An 18393-nucleotide genomic window follows, 5' to 3' on the forward strand; every position below is an offset into this window, starting at 1 on the left:
CTCCACGCCGCGCCAGCTCACCCAGGTCATGGCGGCGATGAAGAGCACGAGGCCACGACGACGACCCGCCAGTCGTTGTTCTCGAGGTCCTGTCCGATCAGCGACCAGAAGTAGACGGAGGCGATCTGCGCCATGGTTCGCGAGCACGACCATGCCGGCGACCGCGACGCCCCAGCCGCCCATCCATCCACCCAGGGGCCGAAGGCCTTGGTGCCCCAGGTGAAGGTGGTGCCGCAGTCGGGGACGGCGTTGTTGAGCTCCCGGTAGGCGAAGGCGATCAGCAGCATCGGCACGAAGGCGATGATGAAGGCGATCGGTGCTTGGGCTCCCACCGCGAGCACGACGAAGCGAGCGTCGCGACGAGCGAGTAGACGGGGGCCGTGGAGGCCAGACCGATGACGGTGGATCCCCACAGGCCGAGGGTGCCTGCAGCCAGGCCCTTGCCGTCGGGTCGTTCAAGGTGGATGGGCGTCGTTGCCATGCTCAGAACAGTACGGCGGGCCGCGGTATCCCGTCAATCCTTTTGTTTCGGCGACGGATTCCACGCGTCGTGTGGGGATATGCGAGGATTCCGTGGGTCAGTCGCGAGCGAGCATTCCGTCGGCGTGCGCCGCCACCCACTCCATCAGGGGCAGCATCCGCTCCATCAGGTCGCGCCCCAGCGGTCGTGAGGCTGTACTCGACGTGCGGCGGCACCGTCGGCAGCGATTCCCGGTGCACCAGGCCGTCGTCGGTGAGCGTGCGCAGGGTGGAGGCGAGCATCTTCTCGCTGATGCCGTCCACCTGTCGGCGCAGCTCTCCCCAGCGGTGGGTGCCGTCGGAGAGACATGAGAGAACCAGAACGCCCCACTTGCTCATGATGTGGTCCAGGACGACGCGCGTGCCGCACCCCTGATCGAAGAGGGCCGGCTGCGAATCGCGGGATCTGCGCAAAACTCGCCGTCATGTGGTACCTTACCGAAAAGTGGGTACCTGCTGAAAGGAATGCTCACGACGGCTTTCGGGGTTGTCCGGGGAGTCAGCTACGAAAGGACTCCCATGACCATCCTCGTCACCGGTTCGACCGGTCACCTCGGCCGCCTCATCGTCGCCGCCCTCCTGGAGCGCGGTGTCGAGCCGCAGGCGATCCGCGCCGGCGCCCGCGACCTCGCCAAGGGTGCCGACCTCGGCGTGCCCGTCGTCCGTCTCGACTACACCGACCCGGAATCGGTCGCCGCGGCGCTCGACGGCGTGGACACCGTCGTGCTCGTCTCGGGCTCCGAGGTGGGCCAGCGCGTCGCGCAGGCATCGGGCGGTGATCGACGCCGCGAAGGACGCCGGCGTGTCGAAGTTCATCTACACGAGCGCGCCGAAGGCCACCACGAGCACCCTCGTCCTGGCTCCCGAGCACAAGGCCACCGAGGAGCTCATCGCGGCCGCAGGCCTCCCCGCGGTGATCCTCCGCAACAACTGGTACACCGAGAACTACGCCGCGGACCTCGCCCGCGCCGCCGAGACCGGCACCCTCAGCGCCGGCACCGGAGACGGCCGCGTCGCCTCCGCCAGCCGGAAGGACTACGCCGAGGCCGCCGCGGCCGTGGCCACGGAGGATGGACACATCGGCGCCGTCTACGAGCTCGGCGGAGACGTCGCGTGGACCTACGCCGACCTTGCCGCCGCGATGACCGAGGTCACGGCCGCGAGGTCACCTTCCTCCCGCTCTCCGCGGACGAGCAGCTCGCCGCGCTGCGCGCCGCCGGGCTCGATGAGGGCACCGCCGGCTTCGTCGTCGCCCTCGACGCCGGTATCCCGCGACGGCGCACTGGCAGACACCGACGGCACGCTCCGCCGCCTCATCGGCCGCCCGACGACACCGCTCGTCGAAGGCCTCCGCGCCCTGGTGTGAGGTGCGGAGCGCCGCCGGCCGCCGTCACGGGCGGCGGCGCTCCCCCGGCACCGGCTCCCCCGGCGCTCTGCACGTAGGCGACGGTCAGCGTGAGGCCTGTCGCGCCGCAGGCCGTCCGCGTGCAGCACGGCATCCACGGTGTCGCGGGCGTGCCGCAGCGTCGCGACGCTGCTCACCCGCCCGTCGACCCCGATCGCGGCCTCGACCGCCACGCCCTCCGGTGCCGCGGTGACGGACACGATCGGGTCGGCACCGCGCTCGACGCCCCAGTGCGGGACGCCCCCGCCACGCACGAGGTTCGAGACGAGCGATCCGGAGCGGTACACACCGCGCACACCCGAGCAGGCGCGCAGGGCGGCCTCGATCCGGATAGCGAGATCCGCGCGCTCCTCCTTCGTCAGCTCGGCGTCGGCCATCATGCCCCCTCCCTGACGTCGGTGATCGCGACGTCGATCGCCATGACCTGCAGCTCGGTGTGACGACGCAGCCGGACATCCACCTCGGCGCGCAGCCGGTCGGCGACGCTGCGGAGAGGGTCGCCCGAGGCGCACGCTCGCGTCGATCATCACCCGCACGGGCGCTCCGGGCTCGGTCACGTCGCCGTCCAGTCGGCACCGGCCGACCAGAACCCCGGGGACGGCCTCCTCCGCGGCACGGACCAGTCCGCGCACGGCACCCTCGGTGATCGCCAGCTCCACGGCCGGATCGTCGGAGGCGAACGGGATACGGCGTCCTGCCTGGGCATCCATCGCGATGCCGCTGAGGATCCGGTCCACCCAGCTCTCGTCCACCGGCGCGGCAGAGGCCGCGTCGTCATCCATCAGCTCGCTGCCGAGGCCGCGCAGCCTCTCCAGGGCGTCGAGCGCGAGCTGGCATCCCGGAGACTCCTCGATCGCGGGGTTCCGCGGGGTGCGTCCGGCGTCCAGGTAATCGCTGAGGTCCTCGATCGTGTGCCCGTCCAGGTCGGCGGGCTCGAGACCGAGGCGGCGCAGCTGGTCGTCCTCGTGGTGATCGGTCATCGCCACGCCTCCATCCGTGTGATCAGGAATCGTCGCGCGCGGGACAGCAGTCCGCGCACCGTGCTGACGGGGATGCCGAGCTCCTCGGCGATCTCGTCGTAGCTGTAGCCGCCCAGCTCCCGCAGCACCCAGCACTCGCGCTGGGCCTCGGGGAGCTCGCGCAGAGCGGCACCGAGGGCCGCGACACCCGCTCGCGCTTCGACGACCGCGGCGGGCGACGCCTGCGGCGGCGCGGGCCGGTCGATCTCGTCCACGTCGAGGGCCGGCCGCGTCTGCCGCAGCCGGTCCACCGCCTTGCGACTCACGATCCGCATGAGCCAGCTCTTCACCTTGGCGGGGTCCTCCAGCTCACCGAACCGCTGCCACGCGGTCACGAACGCATCCTGCACGATGTCGTCGACCTCCGCCGATGCGTTCAGCATCCTGTGCGTGTAGGCCCTCATCATCGGCGTGTACCTGCGCACGAGCACCGCGAATGCGGCGACGTCCCCATCCATCGCACGGCCGGCGACGATGCGGTCCCCAGCCTGCTCCAGCGCCTCACCCCAGCGGTCGGCTGCCATTCCCCCACCCCTCGTTCACGGTTCCCCAGGCGTTCGGAGCCGCCGCCGCGTCGGATCGTGACGACCCGATGCGCGCAGGCGGAGGAGACGCCCGCACGGGCGTCTCCTCCCCCTCCGTCACTTGGTGAACGTGTCCTTGACATCCTCGGCCGCGCTCCTGACATCGCCCTTGGCCTGCTCGGCCTTGCCCTCGGCGACGAGCTTGTCGTTGTCGGTGACGTCGCCGACGACCTCCTTGGCCTTGCCCGCCACCTTCTCGGCTGCGGCCTTGATCTTGTTCTCCGCGCTCATGGCGTCTCCTTTCCTCACACGACCCCGACGGTCGGGGTCGATGTCCGTGCGGCGTTCGGCCCTCCGGCGCCGCGGTTCGTCCCGTCGCGAGCGAACGACGCATCCGCTGCCGCGACCGGAAGAGTTCCCGCCACCCGCGGTCGGCGACGTGCACGACGAGCGGCATGCGGGGTACCGGTGAGGGCGTCCCACTCCTGCACCACGTCATCGACGGCCGCGAGCAGCCCGCCCAGAGCCGCACCGGGGCGCGGGGTCACCACGAGGCCGAGAGCGATCCCTCGCCCGACTCTCCGGCTCGTCAGCCGGGCCGCGAGCACGTCCGCCCGATCGGCGAGCGGCGCCGCGAGCAGCTCCTCCGCCACGCTCCGGTCGACGGTGGTCGTTCCTCCTCCGCCGACGAGGCGGAGGACGGTGTGCTCCCGCCGCGGCCGGCGGGGTGAACAGGAAAGCCACGAGCAGGACCACGAGCAGTGCCGCAGCGGCGATCCCCACGATCGCCCACAGCGGCACGAAGCCCGCACCGGGGATGTCGAGGCCCCATGCCCCCGACCACGCCACGAGGCCGTCCGCCTGCGCGAGCACCTCCTCGAAGGGTGGCGGGAGCATGCCCGTGCCCCGCAGCCCCCCGGCGAGGAGGACGACGCCCCCGCTCAGAAGCACTGCCGCTCCCCCGAGGAGGACCGCGCGGTTCGCCGCCGTCCCTGCCGACGTCATGCGATCACTCCTTCCCGTTCCACCTGCACGCGCGGCGAGAGCCGGAAGCCGACCTCGTCCAGCATTCGGGCCGCTGCCTCCTCGGCGGCAGCCGCATCCACCGGCACCCCACTCGTCGGAGTGACCCGGATCATCGCCGCGCGTCGGGCCACGGTCACGCCCACCTGCCCGCGCGGCACCCCGATCCGGCGCGCGACCCCGTCCGCGATGGCGTCGGCGAGCACACCGTCGTCGATCACGAGCGCTGCCCGCGTGTCGAGACGTGTGCGGCGCGCACGCCGGCCCGGAAGCACAGCGAGCGCGAAGAGGAGCAACGCCAGGAGGAGAAGCACGACCCCGACCGCGATCACGGCCGACGGCATCTGCAGGAGCGCCGGGACGGGCGCGAACCAGGCGGCGGCCTGCGTGCGGAACCCCTCGTCGAGGGCCCACACCGCCACCCCGACCAGCAACACGGCGAGGACCAGGGTCAGCACCACGGCGAGCGCGATCGCAGGGCCCCGACGCGTCGCCCTCGCCTCTCGGCGGAGGAGCCGCCGGGGTGTCGCGGTGTTCGTCGTCATGCCACTCTCCTCTCCGTCTCGCGTCGGGACGCCGGCGAAGCGCACGTCCACCGCTCCCACGTGACGCGCTGTGCCAGGTCGCGCATCCCCTGTACGACGGCGTCGCGGACGGCGTCCGCCCGTGCACTCACGGGATCGGTGCCCTGACGGCTCAGCACGACCGGAACCTCCACGAACACCCGCAGGTCGCCGCGACGGTCCGCCAGCTGAACGCTCACGTCGTCGGTACCGACCCGAGCGGCATCGCGGACGATCCCCAGAGCGAGCCGGTGCAACGCGCGGGCTTCGACGACCGTGGCCCCCGCCACGGTCGTCGGCCCGTCCGTCTGTGCCACGCTCATGAGGACGATCGCCGCCCGCGCACCACGTCGGCGAGCGCCCGCACGTCCAGGCGACCGTCGACGATGCGGCCGACGACGGCGCCGACGAGCATCGCGAGGGTGACGAGCAGGAACGCCCAGAACCCCCAGACGATCCAGGTCAGCGCGAGCACCGTCGCCGCAGCTCCGCCGATCACCGAGGCGTTCACTGGACCCGCGCCTCCGGAGCCTCGTCGTCGTCCTCCGAGGGGATGTGCACGTCGTTGACGGTCACGTTGACCTCGGCGACGTCCATGCCCACCAGCTCCACCATGGCCCGGTGGATCGCGGCCCGCACCTGGTCGGCCACCTTCTGCAGGGACACCGGGTACTCCGCCACGATCGTCACGTCGACGGCCACCTGCGTCTCGCCGACCTCGACGCTGATCCCCTGCGCGAGGTCGGTCGTGTTGAGGGCGTCGCGGATCGCACCCATCATGCGCGCGGCGCCACCGCCGAGCGCGTAGACGCCGTCGACCTCCCGCGCCGCGATGCCGGCGATCTTCGCGACCACCGCATCCTCGATCGTCGTCTTCCCCGCCGCCCCCTGCGACGCCGGGACGACCTGAGCCTTGGGCTGGGTGCCCCCAGTCACGTTCGCCATCTCGAGCTCCTTCATCCGTGTGTCCACGCGGTTTCCGCGCGGGCCGTGTTCTCACGACACCACTAAGACGGTCGGGGAGCACAGAATGTCACAAACTTCTCGGAACGAATCTCCGGGCCTTCCTCGGCGGCGACTTTCAGTGCACTCCAAGGTTCAGAGTGCAAAGTTGCACTCTATGGAGAACAGTGCAGAATCCACGAGGGAGCAACGCAAGCGGCAGACCACGCGGGCACTCACCCAGGCCGCACGCCGCCTGACGGCCGAGCGGGGCTTCGCCGGCTTCACGGTCGAAGAGCTGTGCGCCGACGCCGGAGTCTCCCGGCGCACGTTCTTCAACTACTTCGAGAGCAAGGAGAACGCCGTCTTCGGGTTCGCCGTGATCGACTCCCGCCAGGAGGAGCTCGAAGCGGTCTTCCTCGAGCGCGACGGCGATCTCCTGGACGACTTCGTGCAGCTCACCGTCGAGCGCTTCGCCCTCTTCGATCCGATCGAGCACGCCGCCGAGCTGTTCGCCGTCATCGAGCAGGAGCCGCGACTGCTGCGCGCGGCGTTCGAGCAGCAGGAGAAGCACGAGCGGCGCGACCATCGCCCTCGTCGCGCGCCGCATCGGCGGTGCCACCCGACGCGGAGCTCCGCGCCGAAGTGCTCGTCCACTCCGTCGGCGCGCTCGTCCGCCTCTGCATGGAGCAGCTGCTGCACCACCACTCCACCGAGCCGTTCGCCGACCTCATCGCCCGCCGACTGCGCCTCGCGCGCGACCTCTACTCCCCTTCACAGAAAGCCCACTGATGTCCGCCACCGTCACCGCGGATGCGCCCTTCCTCCTCACGAAGCGCCGCATCTGGATCATCTTCAGCGCCCTGATCGCGGGCCATGCTGCTCGCGAGCCTCGACCAGACCATCGTGTCGACGGCGATGCCCACGATCGTCGGCCAGCTCGGCGGCGTCGACCATCAGGTCTGGATCACCACCGCCTACCTGCTCGCCACCACCATCGTCATGCCCATCTACGGCAAGTTCGGCGACGTGCTGGGACGACGGTCACTCTTCCTCGTCGCCATCGCCCTGTTCACACTGGCCTCGGTGGGCTGCGCGTTCGCGACGGACTTCTGGATGTTCGTCGTCTTCCGTGCCCTCCAGGGTCTCGGCGGCGGCGGGCTCATGATCCTGTCGCAGGCGATCATCGCCGACATCGTGCCCGCCAACGAGCGCGGCAAGTACATGGGTCCGCTCGGCGCGGTGTTCGGCCTCTCCGCCGTCGCCGGACCGCTCCTCGGCGGTTTCTTCGTCGACCACATGACCTGGCAGTGGGCGTTCTACATCAACATCCCGGTCGGCATCGCCGCGTTCCTCATCGCCCCTCGTGGCTCTGAAGCTCCCCAGCAAGAAGGCGGAGAAGCCGATCGACATCCTCGGCGTGCTCTTCCTGTCGGCGGCGACGACCTGCCTCATCTTCTTCACCGACTTCGGCGGCGACGCCGCGTTCGGCTGGGACTCGCTCGCGACCTGGGCCTGGGGCGCCGGGCTCGTGGTGTCGGCGACGGCGTTCGTCATCACCGAGTCCCGGGTGCAGGACCCGATCATCCCCGCTCAGCCTCTTCCGCAACCCGATCTTCGTGAACGCCACGGCGATCGGCCTCGTCCTCGGCATCGGCATGTTCGCCGCGATCGGCTTCGTCCCGACGTTCCTGCAGATGTCGTCCGGCACCTCCGCCGCCGCCTCCGGGCTGCTGATGATCCCGATGATGGTCGGCCTCATGGGGACCTCGATCTTCTCCGGCCTCGCGATCTCGAAGACCGGGAAGTACAAGATCTATCCGATCCTCGCACGATCATCACCGGTATCGCGATGGTCGCCATGACCACGCTGTCGGCGGAGACGCCGATCTGGTTGATCTGCGCATTCCTGTTCGTCTTCGGCGCCGGGCTCGGCCTCATCATGCAGGTCGTCGTGCTCGTCGTGCAGAACGCCGTCCCGGCGGGCGAGATCGGCACCGCCACGAGCACGAACAACTACTTCCGCGAGGTCGGCGCCTCGCTGGGGACGGGCGGTGTTCGGCACGATCTTCACCACGCGTCTCACGGAGAACCTGCTCGGCGTGTTCGCCGGCGCCGGGGCGTCCCCCGAGGCCGCCTCCGAGGCCGCGTCCACGATCGACCCCGCCACGCTGAACAGCCTGCCGGACGAGGTCCGCGACGGCATCGTCACGGCATATGCGGACGCCCTCGCCCCGGTGTTCTGGTACCTCGTGCCCTTCATCGCGCTCGCGCTCATCCTGTCGCTGTTCCTCAAGCAGATCCCGCTGTCGGATCAGGCGGGTCTCGTCGCGCGCGGCGAGGCGATCAGCGGCGAGGAGGCCGAGCGCCTCGAGGCCGAGCTCCGCACGGCCGGGCGGGTCGGTGCCGCACGCACGGACGCCGAGCGGAAGAGACCGGCTCGGCGTCCACGGGCAGGTAGCCCGCGCTAGGGGAGGTCGGCGACGTCGACGTCGTCGTCGTCCTCCCCACCGCCCGTCGCGGGAAGGTCGTCAGGCTCGGGGTCGTGATCGGTGGTGACGAAGTCGGGGTCGACGCCGATGGCCTCGATCTCCTCCTGGTTGTCCTGGCTGTTCGACGTGTCGGACATGGCGCCTCCTGATGTTGGGGATCCGGACGGCCAGTCTGCGCGGGGGCGCCGACGCGGCCGAGGGGGTTGACACGGCGTGTCGCCGCCGCACGCCCACTCGCCGGGGGCGGAGCCACCAGACTGGAGCTGTTCGCCCCCTCTCCCTCCTTCCCGAGGAGCACCCGTGATCGACGCCGCACCGCACCGTTCCGCCTGGCAGCGCTTCTGGGATCGCGGAGGCTGGTGGCGCGCCCTCCTGCTCGCGGCCGTGTACTACGGGCTCTATCAGCTGCTCTCGCTGGCCCTCCTCCCGCTGGCCGCGCAGGTCGACGATCCGGCGAGTGCAGCCGGCGTCCTCGTCTACGACGTCCTGCCGATCCTCGTCGGGGGCCTCCTGCTGGTCGCGTTCATCGCCTCGCTCGGGTGGTGGCGACCCGTGTTCGGGGCCCCAGCCCATCCGGGGAGCGGGGTGGATGTGGATCGCGATCATCGCGGTCCTGCTGTTCAACGTCCTCCGTTTCCTCACGATCGAGGACGGCAGCGTCGGACGTGATGTTTGTCGCGACCTGGCTGCTCGCGGGACTCGCCATCGGCTTCGCGGAAGAGGTGCTCACGCGCGGCCTCGTCGTGAAGATGATGCGGGACGCCGGCGCACGCGAACTGGTCGTCGCGGTGGTCTCCGCGGCGATCTTCGCCGCTCTGCATGCGGGGAATCTCCTGACGGGGCAGGATCTGCTCCCGACGCTGTTCCAGCTCGTGTACACGTTCGCGTTCGGCATCTGCATGTACCTCGCGCTCCGGGTCACCGGGACGATCATCGCCCCGATCCTCCTGCACGCCAGCACCGATCCGAGTATCTTCCTGCAGACCATGCACCCCGCCGAGGGCGGGCTCACCGCGGTCGCGGGGCTCGGCAACATCGTCGTGATCGTCGCGGGTCTCGTGCTGATGATCTTCATCCGTGGTCGGGTCGGGGCTTCCGCACCCGACACCTTCGCCCCGCAGCGCTGACCGCCCGGATCACACCGCACGCCAGACGGCGTGCGTGCCGACGGCCGCGATCGCGAAGACCAGCACGGCGACCCGGTGCGCATCGCCGACGGCCAGGGCCGCGTCGGAGGCACCGATGAGATCGTCGGCGACACCGGCCACCATCGTCCGCGACACGACGGCATCGTCCATCTCGGCCACGCCGTCCGCGAGCCACCCCATGACGAGCCGGAGGGATCTCGTCCCGAGCTCGACCCCCGAGAGGGACCGCAGGACAGCTCAGCACGTCGGCGACGGTCACGCCGTGTCGCAGCAGCCCGGCGAGTGCCCCGGCGAGGGCGCCGGTCAGCAACGCGCGCCCGTACCCTTCGGCGACCAGCAGGTCCCAGGACTCGTGCGGCGCGAGCGTTTCGAGCCCGAGGGAATGACCGCGCCCGTCCGCGACGGCTTCCTCCAGGGCGCGCCGGCGTCCCGGAACACGATGCTCGCACGGCGATCGGGCGCAGACACGGCAGACCTCGTCCCTCGATGCCCGCCATCTCGGTGGCCGGCTGGGAGGCCGACGTGTCACACACTCTAGGACGCTCCGCGCAGGGTGAGGACGGTATCCCGGCACTGAGGTCGGAGACGACAAAACCCCCGGAATGTTCCGGGGGTTTCATTCTGTAGCAGGAGCGGGGCTTGAACCCGCGACCTCACGATTATGAGTCGTGCGCTCTCACCAACTGAGCTTACCCTGCCGCACGGCATCCGCATCGCAGATGCGAACTCCGAGCCCCGAGTCAGGATTGAACTGACGGACCCCTTCCTTACCATGGAAGTGCTCTGCCACTGAGCTATCGGGGCGTGCTGCCCCTCGCGGGGCAACCACACGAGAATACCATCACTGTGGCGTCCTCATGAAATCGAGACGGTCACTCCTCCGAGGTGAGAGACGTGCGTCCGGCGTTCTTCTTGAGCCACGGCATCGGGTCGATGGTCGTCCCGTTCACGATGAGCTCGAAGTGCAGGTGCGCGCCGTAGGAGCGGCCGGTGTTGCCGGTCTTGCCCACGATGTCGCCACACCTTGACCTTGTCGCCCGCCTTGACCTGCAGCGAGCCGTACTGCATGTGCGAGTAGTGGCTCGTGATGACGGAGCCGTCGATGACGTGGTCGATGTAGACCGTGACACCGTAGGCGGCACCCTGCTCGGTCGCGATGCGGACGGTGCCGTCGGCGATGGCCTGGATGGGCGCGCCGTTGCCCGGCACGAAGTCGATGCCCTCGTGGAGGCGGCCGCTGCGCATGCCGTAGCCGTAGCTCATGCCGACGCCGACGAGGAACGGCCACTGGATGGCGGCATCCGGTCGTTCGTGAAGATCTCGCCGGAGTAGTTGATGCCCTGCTCCGCGGCGACCTCGACGAGCGAGACGGTGCTGAAGTTGTCGGCCCGCGAGAGGGGCTCGTTCTGCACACCGGACGGCGCGACGAAGGCCTGGATCTCGTCGTCCGCCGAGCCTGCTGCGTCAGCAGCCGCCGCGGTGACGAGGGAGGTCGAGGCGAGGGAGCCGCCCTGGGCGGCGGCGACCGCCTCCGCAGGAAGCGTCATGGACACGGCCAGGAGGCCGGCGAGGCCCATTGCTCCGACGGTGGGCACCGGCAGTGAGGGCCTTGCGGATGCTGCGCGTGCGGCGAGGACCGACGGCCGCGAGGGCCTGCTGTGTCGATCTTCGGCGCGGTCTGCGATGCGGCATTCGGGGCGAAGGCCGAACGGCGGGACGCCGACGACGTCGGGGATGGAGCCGGTGGTGCGGAAGGCGCGGGAGGCGCGCTCGAAGGCGTCACCCTCGGCGTCGGCTTCGGCGACGAAGGGCTCCGACGCCGGGGCGATGTCCTCGACCGGAACCGTGTCCTCGGCCTTCTCGACGATCTCCGCGACGACGGGCACCGCGGGGACATCGGCGATGGCAGGCGCGGGAGCCGCCGCAATGAAGGGCTCCTCCGGCGCGGCGGGCACCGGAGGAACGTCGGCCTGACGCTGACGCGCGGCGCGACGGGAGAGCGGGATGACAGCAGCGAGGGCGATCACGGTCTCCGCGTCAGCGAGGGGTGCCGTCGACCCGCTCGCCGAGGCCTCGGAGGCCGCAGTGCGAGGGCGGCTGGACCGGCGCGTGGGGCGCAGCGGCAGCCTGGGGGTTCTCGAAGGGCAAAGCTAATCTCTCGGTCGTTCGTGATGCTCGGGGGCGCAATGACAACTCTCACCTTCGGGTGGTGAAAGTAACGATCGGGTAAACACTACCCCGATCGACCTGTGAATGCCATGGATCGGTCAGGGTTTTTCCTCATCGAGGATAGCGCGGAGTCGGTCGTGCAGGGTCACGCCGCCCGCGATCAGGAAAGGCCGCGGCGATTCCCGATCGATCCGGCTGACCCGGCCACCCGCCTCCTGGACGAGCAGCGCGCCCGCGGCATGGTCCCACGGCTTGAGCCCGCGCTCGAAATATCCGTCCAGTCGGCCGGCCGCCACATAGGCCAGATCCAGGGCCGCGGACCCCATACGACGGAGGTCACGGGCGATCGGCATCACCCGCCGGACCGTCGCGAGATCGCCGTCGTGGGTCGTCGGGTCGTAGCCGAATCCGGTCGCCAGGAGCGCGCCGGCGTCGGTCACCTCGGTGACCGCGAGCCGGACGCCGTCCGACCAGGCCCCGTGGCCGCGAGCAGCCGTGAAGGTCTCCCCCACGGCGGGTGCGTGCACGGCCGCGGCCAGCGCCTCCCACTCGTCCGGCTCCGGCGGACCGCTGACGGCTGCGATGCTCACGTTGTACGCGGGGATGCCGTAGGCGTAGTTCACCGTGCCGTCGATGGGGTCGACCACCCAGGTGATCCCGCTGTCGCCGGTGGCCGCGCCCGACTCCTCACCGAGGAAGCCGTCCGTCGGTCGCGCCGCGCGCAGGCGCTCGCGGATCAGCTCCTCGACTTCGCGGTCGGCGTCCGTGACGATGTCGGCGAGCGTCGACTTTGTCGCGGCGAGGCGTACGCCCTCCCGTCGACGGGTCCGGGCGAGAGCTCCCGCCTCCTCGGCGATCTCGGCCGCCAGGGCGCTGAGCTCGAGAGCGTCGATCACGGCGCCGGGTGCGAAGGGGCGGGCGGCGGCGGCGGGAAGGCCGGGGGCTCGCCCTGGGCGGGCGACGCGGGCTGCGGCGGGGCCGGCTGCGGAGGCGCCGGCTGCGGCGGAGCGGGTCGGTCAGGCGCGGGCGGCACGGGTCCCGGAGCGGGAGGAGCGCCGAAGTCGGGAAGGGCCGGAGTCGTCGGCGCGAGGGGCGGCGTCGTCACGGGGAACGCCGTGGCGGGCGCCTGACCCAGTGCCGGAGGGGGCCGTCGAGGGGTACCCCGTGTAGTAGGCGTTCCAGTCCGGGCTGCCGTCCGGGAGGACCGGGAGCGGCGTGATCCCATCGGCGTAGGTCGGCCAGGACGGGGCGGAAGCGACGGGACGGGCGGCGGGAGCCTTCTTCGGCGCGAACAGGGCGTTCAGCAGCGGAATCAGCGTGGTGCCGACGGCGACGAGGATCGTGAGGGCGACGACGATGCGCCAGTACAGCTCGGTGTAGTCGAAGGTGTTCGGGAACGCGAGGAAGAACACCAGCAGCGCGACGAGGGCACCGAGGAAGACGATCGTCACGATGTGGATCACCTTCGTGAAGGTCGTGACGTGGCGCTGCGCGGCACGGTGTGAACAACCGCACGTGGAGCAGTGCGAGCTGAAGGATGCCGATCACGAGCAGCAGCTGGAAGAACCGCTCCGCGCCGAAATAGAGGCCGTCTTCCGGAAGCCAGATCTTCACGAGGCCGACGAGGAGCGCGACGACCCAGGTGACCATGCTGGCGAGCTGGAGCCAGTCCGGCCGGTTCGGGGCGAGGCCCGCCTCGAGGATGGCGATTCCGGCGAAGGCGGCGAGCAGGAGGATCGTGAGGAAGGCACGACCGATGAGGCCGTTCTGATCACCGACCAGGACCCACACGACGCAGACCAAGGCGGCGGCGATGAGGGCGCCGATGGCGACCCACAGCGACCCCCTGATGAGCAGCGACATGTTCTTCTTGTCACCCTGCGGCTGCAGCCGGGCGGTGTCCGGATGGGACATGGGGATCCTCTCGTCGAGCGGCGATGCCTTCATCCTGCCACGCGCAGGCCCGCTTGTTCCGGCTTCCCTCAGGCGCGCGGAAGATCGGGACGCGACCGCGCTCTGGGGAGGAGGGGTCAGCCGGCCTTCTTCGCGGATGCCGCAGCGAACGCCGCGACCCGCGCCTGCGCGTCCGGGGTCTCCAGGGCGGCGCCGATGGACCGGGCCTCCTCGCTCAACTGCTCGGCGAACGTGCGCTCCGGCTGCGACCGCACCAGCCGCTTCGCCTGTCCGTACGCGTCGGCGGCCCCGGCGAGCCAGAACCGCGCGACCTCCTCGGCCCGCGCACGGACCCGATCGGCTTCCGCCCTGCCGTCCTCGCCCTCCACGACCTCGGCCACCAGCCCCCAGTCGAGGGCCTCCGCGGCGCTGAGCAGCCGGTCCTGCAGCACCAGCTGGAGGGCGCGACGCTGGCCGACGGCCCGCGCGAGCTGCGCGGACACGGAGAGGTCGGGCGTGAGGCCGATGTTCGCGTACAGGCTCCCGAGCTGCGACCGCGAGCCCACCACCGCGTAGTCCGTGGCGAGCAGGATGCCGAGTCCACCGCCGGCCGTCGTCCCGTGCGCGGCGGCGACCACGGGCACGCTCGACTCCGTGAGCGCGCGGATCCCGGTGTTGATGACCTCCGCGAGCGCGGTGATCTCCGTCCCGGACGACCCCATGGTCGTCGCCATGTCGATCACGTCGCCGCCCGCGCAGAACGCCGGCCCCGCCGCGTCGATGAGGATGGCCTGCACGTCGTCCCGCGATGTCGCCTCGACGGTCGCATCCTGCCAGGCGTACGCCAGATCGGCGTTGAAGGCGTTGAGGCGGGGTCGGACGGTTGAGCGTCAACCGCGCCATCCCCTCGTCGACGGCGAACAGGATGGCATCACTCATGGCTTCTCCTTCGAGCACAGGCGGATGCCTCCAGGCTAGTCGCGCTCAGGAGCCGTCCCAGACGCGAGCGACGAACCGCTCCATCCGCCGCCGGGTGCCGTCGAGTCGGAAGTCGACCTGCCCCGCCGCCCGGATCTCGTTCGGCGCGAGCGGATGCGCCAGGCGCACGTTCTCGTGGCAGGACAGGTCGGCGCAGATGTAGGTGCCGACCGAGTCGCCGCGCTCCCCCGCCTCCCCCGTGCGCCGGGCGGCGAACAACGCCACCTGGTTGCCCGGCTGCATCGTGTGGCAGATGTTACACATGCCGGAGCGCCCGCGCCCTGGTTCCGACGCCCGCAGCACCACGCCGACCACGCGCCCCTCGTGCGGGATCAGGACGTAGCCGCGCTTGCCGGCACTCGGGTCGCGCCAGGCGAAGAAGTCGAGGTAGTCCCAGTCCACGAGGAGGAAGTCGTGCGGCATCTCCATGACGCGCAGCTCGTCGGCGTCCGCGTTCACGAACGAGGCCCGGACGTCGGCTTCGGTGAGAGGTCGCATCGCTCCAGTCTAGGAACTCGGCGCGGAGGTGAGGCCGGGAACGCGAGAAGCCCCCGCGAGCGGGGCTTCCGTGGTGGCGAGTGAGGGATTCGAACCCCCGAAGTCGAAGACGGCTGATTTACAGTCAGATCCCTTTGGCCACTTGGGTAACTCGCCAGAGCGCACCCGTCCGACTTGAACAGCCAACCGGGGGCACGAAGAACCATCATACCTGCCGGATGCGGGCGCGAGAAATCGAGGCGTCAGCTCCCGTACACGCCGCGGTCGGCGACGGCCAGCGACTCCGGTGTGCGCAGCAGCCCGCCCTCGGCGCGGCAGGTCGCGGCGGCCACGTCCATCGCGCGCGTGAGCAGGGCCGTCCACTCCTCGGCCGCCTTCGGGCCGCCGTCCACCAGCCCGGCGGCGACGGCGGCGAGAGTCGCATCCCCAGCCCCCACGGTGTCGACCACGCGACCAGGGAGCGCCGAGATGGGAGCCGAGACCGACCCGCCGTCCGACTCGAGCACCGCGCCGTCTGCCCCGGCCGTCGCGAGCACAGCGGTGACTCCGAGGCTCCGGAGCCGCGCGCGCAGGGCGTCGAGGTCGCCGTCGTAGAGCACGGCAGCGTCGTCCGGCACCGACCTTCACCAGCTCGGCCCTCGAAGCCAGCCGCTCGAAGCCGCGGACGAACTCCTCGCGGTCGGACAGCATGCCGGTGCGCGGGTTCGGGTCGATCGCCAGCCGCGCGTCCTCCACTGCGGCCGCGAGGGCGTCGACCTCCTCGGGGGCATCGAAGGGGAAGCAGCTCACGGCGACGATGTCCGCGTCGCCGATGGCGGCCCCTCGCCTCGTCCGAGTACCGGATGGTCCGCTCCTGGGCCGCGCGATTGAAGACGTAGCTCGGCTCACCGTTCGCAGCCCGGGTCACGACGGCCCGCGACGACCCGTGCGGTGCCGCGCTCGCGATCAGCCGCACGCCGTGATCGGCCAGGTACTCGCGGATGTGCGCGCCCGCGACATCCTCCCCCACCATCGCGATGAGGGTCGTGGGGATGCCGAGCCGGCGCAGCCCGACCGCCACGTTCAGGGCCGCTCCGCCGACGAACTCACGGACGCCGCTGTCATCCCGGATCTCGTCGATCAGGGCGTCTCCGATGACGACGGCCACGCCGCCGGGGGAAGTCTCAGTGCTCACTCGCCGACCCTACCGCGGCGCCCGCGCCCCGAAGCAGCGCCGAACCGTGTGCATAACTCAGGAGACCTGGGCCTCCATGCCGTCACGAGCAGCCGACGGGCGGCCTGCCGTCCCGGTATCTCCTGAGTTGTGCACACCCGAACGGACCGAGGGACGACGAAGGCCCCGGGGAGAACCCCGGGGCCTTCGTTCACTCACTCACACCTCAGTTGTAGGTACCGGGGGTGATGTCGTCCGTCGAGAACGCGTCGAAGTCGACGTAGCCGAAGTCGCCGTCCGCGTACGCACCGTCGGATGCGAAGATCCGGTTCGGGTAGCGCTCGCTCTTGGCTTCCTCGGTGGCCTCGACCGTGACGTCGCGGTACTTCGAGAGACCGGTTCCGGCGGGGATGAGCTTTCCGATGATGACGTTCTCCTTGAGACCGACCAGCGGGTCGCGCTTGCCCTCCATGGCGGCCTGCGTGAGCACGCGGGTCGTCTCCTGGAAGGACGCAGCGGACAGCCACGACTCGGTCGCGAGCGACGCCTTCGTGATACCCATCAGCTCCGGGCGACCGGACGCGGGGCGCTTGCCCTCGGCCACGGCCTCGCGGTTGATCTGCTGGTAGCGCTTCAGGTCGACCATCTCACCCGGCAGCAGGGTCGTGTCGGCGTGATCGACGACGGTGACCTTGCGGAGCATCTGACGGACGATGACCTCGATGTGCTTGTCGTGGATCGGCACACCCTGCGAGCGGTAGACGCCCTGGACGCCGCCGACGAGGTACTTCTGCACCTCGCGGGCACCCATGACGCGCATGACCTCCTTGGGGTCGAGCGTGCCGACCTGCAGGGGCTGACCGACCGAGACGTGCTGGCCGTCCTCGACGAGGAGGGTGGCACGCTTCAGCACCGGGTAGACGACGGGCTCGTCGCCGTTGTCGGGCGTCAGGATGACCTTCTTGGCCTTCTCGGTCTCGTCGATCGTGATGCGGCCGTCGGCCTCCGCGATCGGCGATGCACCCTTGGGGGTACGCGCCTCGAACAGCTCCTGCACACGGGGCAGACCCTGCGTGATGTCATCCGCCGACGCCGAACCACCGGTGTGGAAGGTACGCATCGTCAGCTGGGTACCGGGCTCACCGATCGACTGGGCCGCGATGATGCCGACGGCCTCGCCGATGTCGACGGTCTTGCCGGTCGCGAGCGAACGGCCGTAGCACTGCGCGCACACACCGACGGCGGAGTCGCACGTCAGGACCGAACGGACCTTGATGGTCTCGACACCGAGTCCGACGAGCTTGTCGATGAGCACGTCGCCCACGTCGTCGCCGGCCGAAGCGAGAACCTCGCCCGACTCGCTCACCACGTCGGAGGCCAGCGTGCGGGCGAACACCGAGTTCTCGACGTTCGCGTCGCGCACCAGCTCACCCTGCGAGTTCGGAGCGGCGATCGGGAGCTCGAGGCCCTTCGACGTGCCGCAGTCCTCTTCGCGGATGATGACGTCCTGCGAGACGTCCACCAGACGACGGGTCAGGTAACCCGAGTCGGCGGTACGTAGAGCGGTGTCGGCCAGACCCTTACGGGTACCGTGCGTCGCGATGAAGTACTCCGCCACCGACAGACCCTCGCGTACGAGGAGATGATCGGACGCGGGATGATCTCACCCTTGGGGTTGTTCACCAGACCACGCATACCGGCGATGTTCCGGATCTGCAGCCAGTTACCACGGGCGCCGGAGGACACCATGCGGTTGATGGTGTTGTCCTCCGGGAAGTGCGCCTTCATCGCGGCCTGCACCTCGTCGGTCGCCTCGGTCCAGATCTTGATGAGCTCCTGACGACGCTCGGCGTCGGTCGTGAGGCCCTTCTCGTACTGGGACTGGACCTTCGCGGCCTGCTTCTCGTAGCCCGCGACGATCTCCGCCTTGTTCGGCGGGGTGAGGATGTCGCTCAGCGCGACGGTCACACCCGAACGGGTCGCCCAGTAGAAACCGGCGTCCTTGATGCGGTCCAGCGTGGCGGCCGTCTCGACCTTGGGGTACTCCTCGGCCAGCTTGTTGACGAT

General features: G+C 70.3%; 20 protein-coding genes, 3 tRNA genes and 7 pseudogenes. 7 read left to right on the forward strand and 23 right to left on the reverse strand.

The window, feature by feature from the left end; translation table 11 throughout:
- Window positions 1–26: 26 nt before the first annotated feature.
- Together AB1285_RS20965 and AB1285_RS20970 are read right to left on the reverse strand one after the other, a co-directional pair.
- Window positions 27–341, reverse strand: coding sequence for an amino acid permease (locus tag AB1285_RS20965; protein ID WP_429977816.1), 315 nt, complete (start codon window positions 339–341; stop codon window positions 27–29).
- Between the two features lie 237 nt (window positions 342–578).
- A pseudogene (locus AB1285_RS20970) lies at window positions 579–946 on the reverse strand (winged helix-turn-helix transcriptional regulator).
- Between the two features lie 92 nt (window positions 947–1038).
- Here AB1285_RS20970 and AB1285_RS20975 point away from each other — a divergent pair.
- Both AB1285_RS20975 and AB1285_RS20980 read left to right on the forward strand, forming a co-directional pair.
- Window positions 1039–1885: pseudogene (locus AB1285_RS20975) on the forward strand (SDR family oxidoreductase).
- A gap of 89 nt (window positions 1886–1974) precedes the next feature.
- Window positions 1975–2364, forward strand: coding sequence for a hypothetical protein (locus tag AB1285_RS20980; protein ID WP_429977817.1), 390 nt, complete (start codon window positions 1975–1977; stop codon window positions 2362–2364).
- A gap of 536 nt (window positions 2365–2900) precedes the next feature.
- Here AB1285_RS20980 and AB1285_RS20985 read toward each other — a convergent pair.
- The 7 genes from AB1285_RS20985 to AB1285_RS21015 all read right to left on the reverse strand — a co-directional run bounded on the left by AB1285_RS20985 (window position 2901) and on the right by AB1285_RS21015 (window position 5998).
- A complete protein-coding gene (locus AB1285_RS20985; RefSeq protein ID WP_259953005.1) occupies window positions 2901–3467 on the reverse strand; it encodes an RNA polymerase sigma factor in 567 nt (188 codons plus the stop codon).
- A gap of 117 nt (window positions 3468–3584) precedes the next feature.
- Entirely contained in the window at window positions 3585–3758 is a 174-nt protein-coding gene (locus AB1285_RS20990; RefSeq protein ID WP_370428322.1) for a CsbD family protein, read from the reverse strand.
- Between the two features lie 14 nt (window positions 3759–3772).
- On the reverse strand, window positions 3773–4120 hold the full coding sequence (locus AB1285_RS20995) for a hypothetical protein (protein WP_429977818.1): 348 nt from the start codon (window positions 4118–4120) through the stop codon (window positions 3773–3775).
- A gap of 348 nt (window positions 4121–4468) precedes the next feature.
- Entirely contained in the window at window positions 4469–5035 is a 567-nt protein-coding gene (locus AB1285_RS21000; RefSeq protein WP_370428323.1) for a hypothetical protein, read from the reverse strand.
- Window positions 5032–5376, reverse strand: a complete 345-nt coding sequence (locus AB1285_RS21005) for a hypothetical protein (protein WP_429977819.1) — start codon at window positions 5374–5376, stop codon at window positions 5032–5034. The genes AB1285_RS21000 and AB1285_RS21005 overlap by 4 nt, the downstream gene beginning before the upstream one ends.
- On the reverse strand, window positions 5373–5564 hold the full coding sequence (locus tag AB1285_RS21010) for a DUF2273 domain-containing protein (protein WP_025104398.1): 192 nt from the start codon (window positions 5562–5564) through the stop codon (window positions 5373–5375). The genes AB1285_RS21005 and AB1285_RS21010 overlap by 4 nt, the downstream gene beginning before the upstream one ends.
- On the reverse strand, window positions 5561–5998 hold the full coding sequence (locus AB1285_RS21015; protein WP_187663371.1) for an Asp23/Gls24 family envelope stress response protein: 438 nt from the start codon (window positions 5996–5998) through the stop codon (window positions 5561–5563). Before AB1285_RS21015 ends, AB1285_RS21010 begins: the two co-directional genes overlap by 4 nt.
- A 175-nt stretch (window positions 5999–6173) precedes the next feature.
- On the opposite strand from AB1285_RS21015, the pseudogene AB1285_RS21020 reads away from it, so the two are divergent.
- The 3 genes and pseudogenes from AB1285_RS21020 to AB1285_RS21030 all read left to right on the forward strand — a co-directional run.
- Window positions 6174–6296: pseudogene (locus AB1285_RS21020) on the forward strand (TetR/AcrR family transcriptional regulator); the annotation flags it as partial.
- 314 nt (window positions 6297–6610) lie between these two features.
- Window positions 6611–6787 carry a hypothetical protein gene (locus AB1285_RS21025; protein WP_429977820.1) on the forward strand — a complete coding sequence of 59 codons (177 nt, stop codon included), beginning with the start codon at window positions 6611–6613 and terminating at the stop codon, window positions 6785–6787.
- Window positions 6787–8466, forward strand: a pseudogene (locus AB1285_RS21030) (MDR family MFS transporter). Before AB1285_RS21025 ends, AB1285_RS21030 begins: the two are co-directional and overlap by 1 nt.
- Here AB1285_RS21030 and AB1285_RS21035 read toward each other — a convergent pair.
- Complete coding sequence (locus AB1285_RS21035) at window positions 8463–8624, reverse strand: hypothetical protein (RefSeq protein ID WP_259952998.1); 162 nt, start codon at window positions 8622–8624, stop codon at window positions 8463–8465. The pseudogene AB1285_RS21030 and the gene AB1285_RS21035 overlap by 4 nt on opposite strands.
- 163 nt (window positions 8625–8787) lie before the next feature.
- Between AB1285_RS21035 and AB1285_RS21040 the strand changes: the two genes are divergently transcribed.
- Both AB1285_RS21040 and AB1285_RS21045 read left to right on the forward strand, forming a co-directional pair.
- Complete coding sequence (locus tag AB1285_RS21040) at window positions 8788–9156, forward strand: hypothetical protein (protein WP_429977821.1); 369 nt, start codon at window positions 8788–8790, stop codon at window positions 9154–9156.
- Window positions 9156–9614 (forward strand): CPBP family intramembrane glutamic endopeptidase, encoded by a 459-nt coding sequence (locus AB1285_RS21045; RefSeq protein WP_429977827.1) that lies wholly within the window; start codon window positions 9156–9158, stop codon window positions 9612–9614. Before AB1285_RS21040 ends, AB1285_RS21045 begins: the two co-directional genes overlap by 1 nt.
- A 9-nt stretch (window positions 9615–9623) precedes the next feature.
- Here the strand turns inward: AB1285_RS21045 and AB1285_RS21050 are convergent, their stop codons facing one another.
- The 13 genes and pseudogenes from AB1285_RS21050 to AB1285_RS21110 all read right to left on the reverse strand — a co-directional run.
- Window positions 9624–9815, reverse strand: coding sequence for a hypothetical protein (locus AB1285_RS21050; protein ID WP_429977822.1), 192 nt, complete (start codon window positions 9813–9815; stop codon window positions 9624–9626).
- A gap of 444 nt (window positions 9816–10259) precedes the next feature.
- Window positions 10260–10334 (reverse strand) — tRNA-Met (locus AB1285_RS21055).
- Window positions 10335–10366: 32 nt separating this feature from the next.
- A tRNA-Thr gene (locus tag AB1285_RS21060) sits at window positions 10367–10439 on the reverse strand.
- 51 nt (window positions 10440–10490) lie between these two features.
- Complete coding sequence (locus AB1285_RS21065; RefSeq protein WP_429977823.1) at window positions 10491–10898, reverse strand: M23 family metallopeptidase; 408 nt, start codon at window positions 10896–10898, stop codon at window positions 10491–10493.
- The gene (locus tag AB1285_RS21070) at window positions 10895–11662 is read right to left on the reverse strand and encodes a hypothetical protein (RefSeq protein ID WP_429977824.1); all 768 of its coding nucleotides are present in this window, start codon (window positions 11660–11662) and stop codon (window positions 10895–10897) included. Before AB1285_RS21070 ends, AB1285_RS21065 begins: the two co-directional genes overlap by 4 nt.
- A 240-nt stretch (window positions 11663–11902) precedes the next feature.
- On the reverse strand, window positions 11903–12697 hold the full coding sequence (locus AB1285_RS21075) for an inositol monophosphatase family protein (protein ID WP_370428397.1): 795 nt from the start codon (window positions 12695–12697) through the stop codon (window positions 11903–11905).
- Between the two features lie 123 nt (window positions 12698–12820).
- Window positions 12821–13267, reverse strand: coding sequence for a hypothetical protein (locus AB1285_RS21080; RefSeq protein WP_429977825.1), 447 nt, complete (start codon window positions 13265–13267; stop codon window positions 12821–12823).
- A gap of 567 nt (window positions 13268–13834) precedes the next feature.
- Window positions 13835–14636: pseudogene (locus AB1285_RS21085) on the reverse strand (enoyl-CoA hydratase/isomerase family protein).
- Window positions 14637–14681: 45 nt separating this feature from the next.
- The gene (locus tag AB1285_RS21090) at window positions 14682–15173 is read right to left on the reverse strand and encodes an FBP domain-containing protein (RefSeq protein ID WP_060922589.1); all 492 of its coding nucleotides are present in this window, start codon (window positions 15171–15173) and stop codon (window positions 14682–14684) included.
- Between the two features lie 71 nt (window positions 15174–15244).
- A tRNA-Tyr gene (locus AB1285_RS21095) sits at window positions 15245–15329 on the reverse strand.
- 86 nt (window positions 15330–15415) lie between these two features.
- A complete protein-coding gene (locus AB1285_RS21100; protein WP_429977826.1) occupies window positions 15416–15790 on the reverse strand; it encodes a PfkB family carbohydrate kinase in 375 nt (124 codons plus the stop codon).
- Window positions 15791–16083: 293 nt separating this feature from the next.
- Window positions 16084–16347, reverse strand: a pseudogene (locus tag AB1285_RS21105) (PfkB family carbohydrate kinase); the annotation flags it as partial.
- A 205-nt stretch (window positions 16348–16552) separates the two neighbouring features.
- Window positions 16553–18393, reverse strand: a pseudogene (locus tag AB1285_RS21110) (DNA-directed RNA polymerase subunit beta'); the annotation flags it as partial.

The organism is Microbacterium sp. NRRL B-14842, from assembly GCF_050470785.1.

Coding starts and splice junctions, on each gene's coding strand:
- AB1285_RS21045 (WP_429977827.1), top strand. CDS start 9,156: ATGTTTGTCGCGACCTGGCTGCTCGCGGGACTCGCCATCGGCTTCGCG.
- AB1285_RS21015 (WP_187663371.1), bottom strand. CDS start 5,998: ATGGCGAACGTGACTGGGGGCACCCAGCCCAAGGCTCAGGTCGTCCCG.
- AB1285_RS21065 (WP_429977823.1), bottom strand. CDS start 10,898: ATGAGCTACGGCTACGGCATGCGCAGCGGCCGCCTCCACGAGGGCATC.
- AB1285_RS21050 (WP_429977822.1), bottom strand. CDS start 9,815: ATGGGGTGGCTCGCGGACGGCGTGGCCGAGATGGACGATGCCGTCGTG.
- AB1285_RS21090 (WP_060922589.1), bottom strand. CDS start 15,173: ATGCGACCTCTCACCGAAGCCGACGTCCGGGCCTCGTTCGTGAACGCG.
- AB1285_RS20985 (WP_259953005.1), bottom strand. CDS start 3,467: ATGGCAGCCGACCGCTGGGGTGAGGCGCTGGAGCAGGCTGGGGACCGC.
- AB1285_RS21005 (WP_429977819.1), bottom strand. CDS start 5,376: ATGAGCGTGGCACAGACGGACGGGCCGACGACCGTGGCGGGGGCCACG.
- AB1285_RS21035 (WP_259952998.1), bottom strand. CDS start 8,624: ATGTCCGACACGTCGAACAGCCAGGACAACCAGGAGGAGATCGAGGCC.
- AB1285_RS21000 (WP_370428323.1), bottom strand. CDS start 5,035: ATGACGACGAACACCGCGACACCCCGGCGGCTCCTCCGCCGAGAGGCG.
- AB1285_RS20990 (WP_370428322.1), bottom strand. CDS start 3,758: ATGAGCGCGGAGAACAAGATCAAGGCCGCAGCCGAGAAGGTGGCGGGC.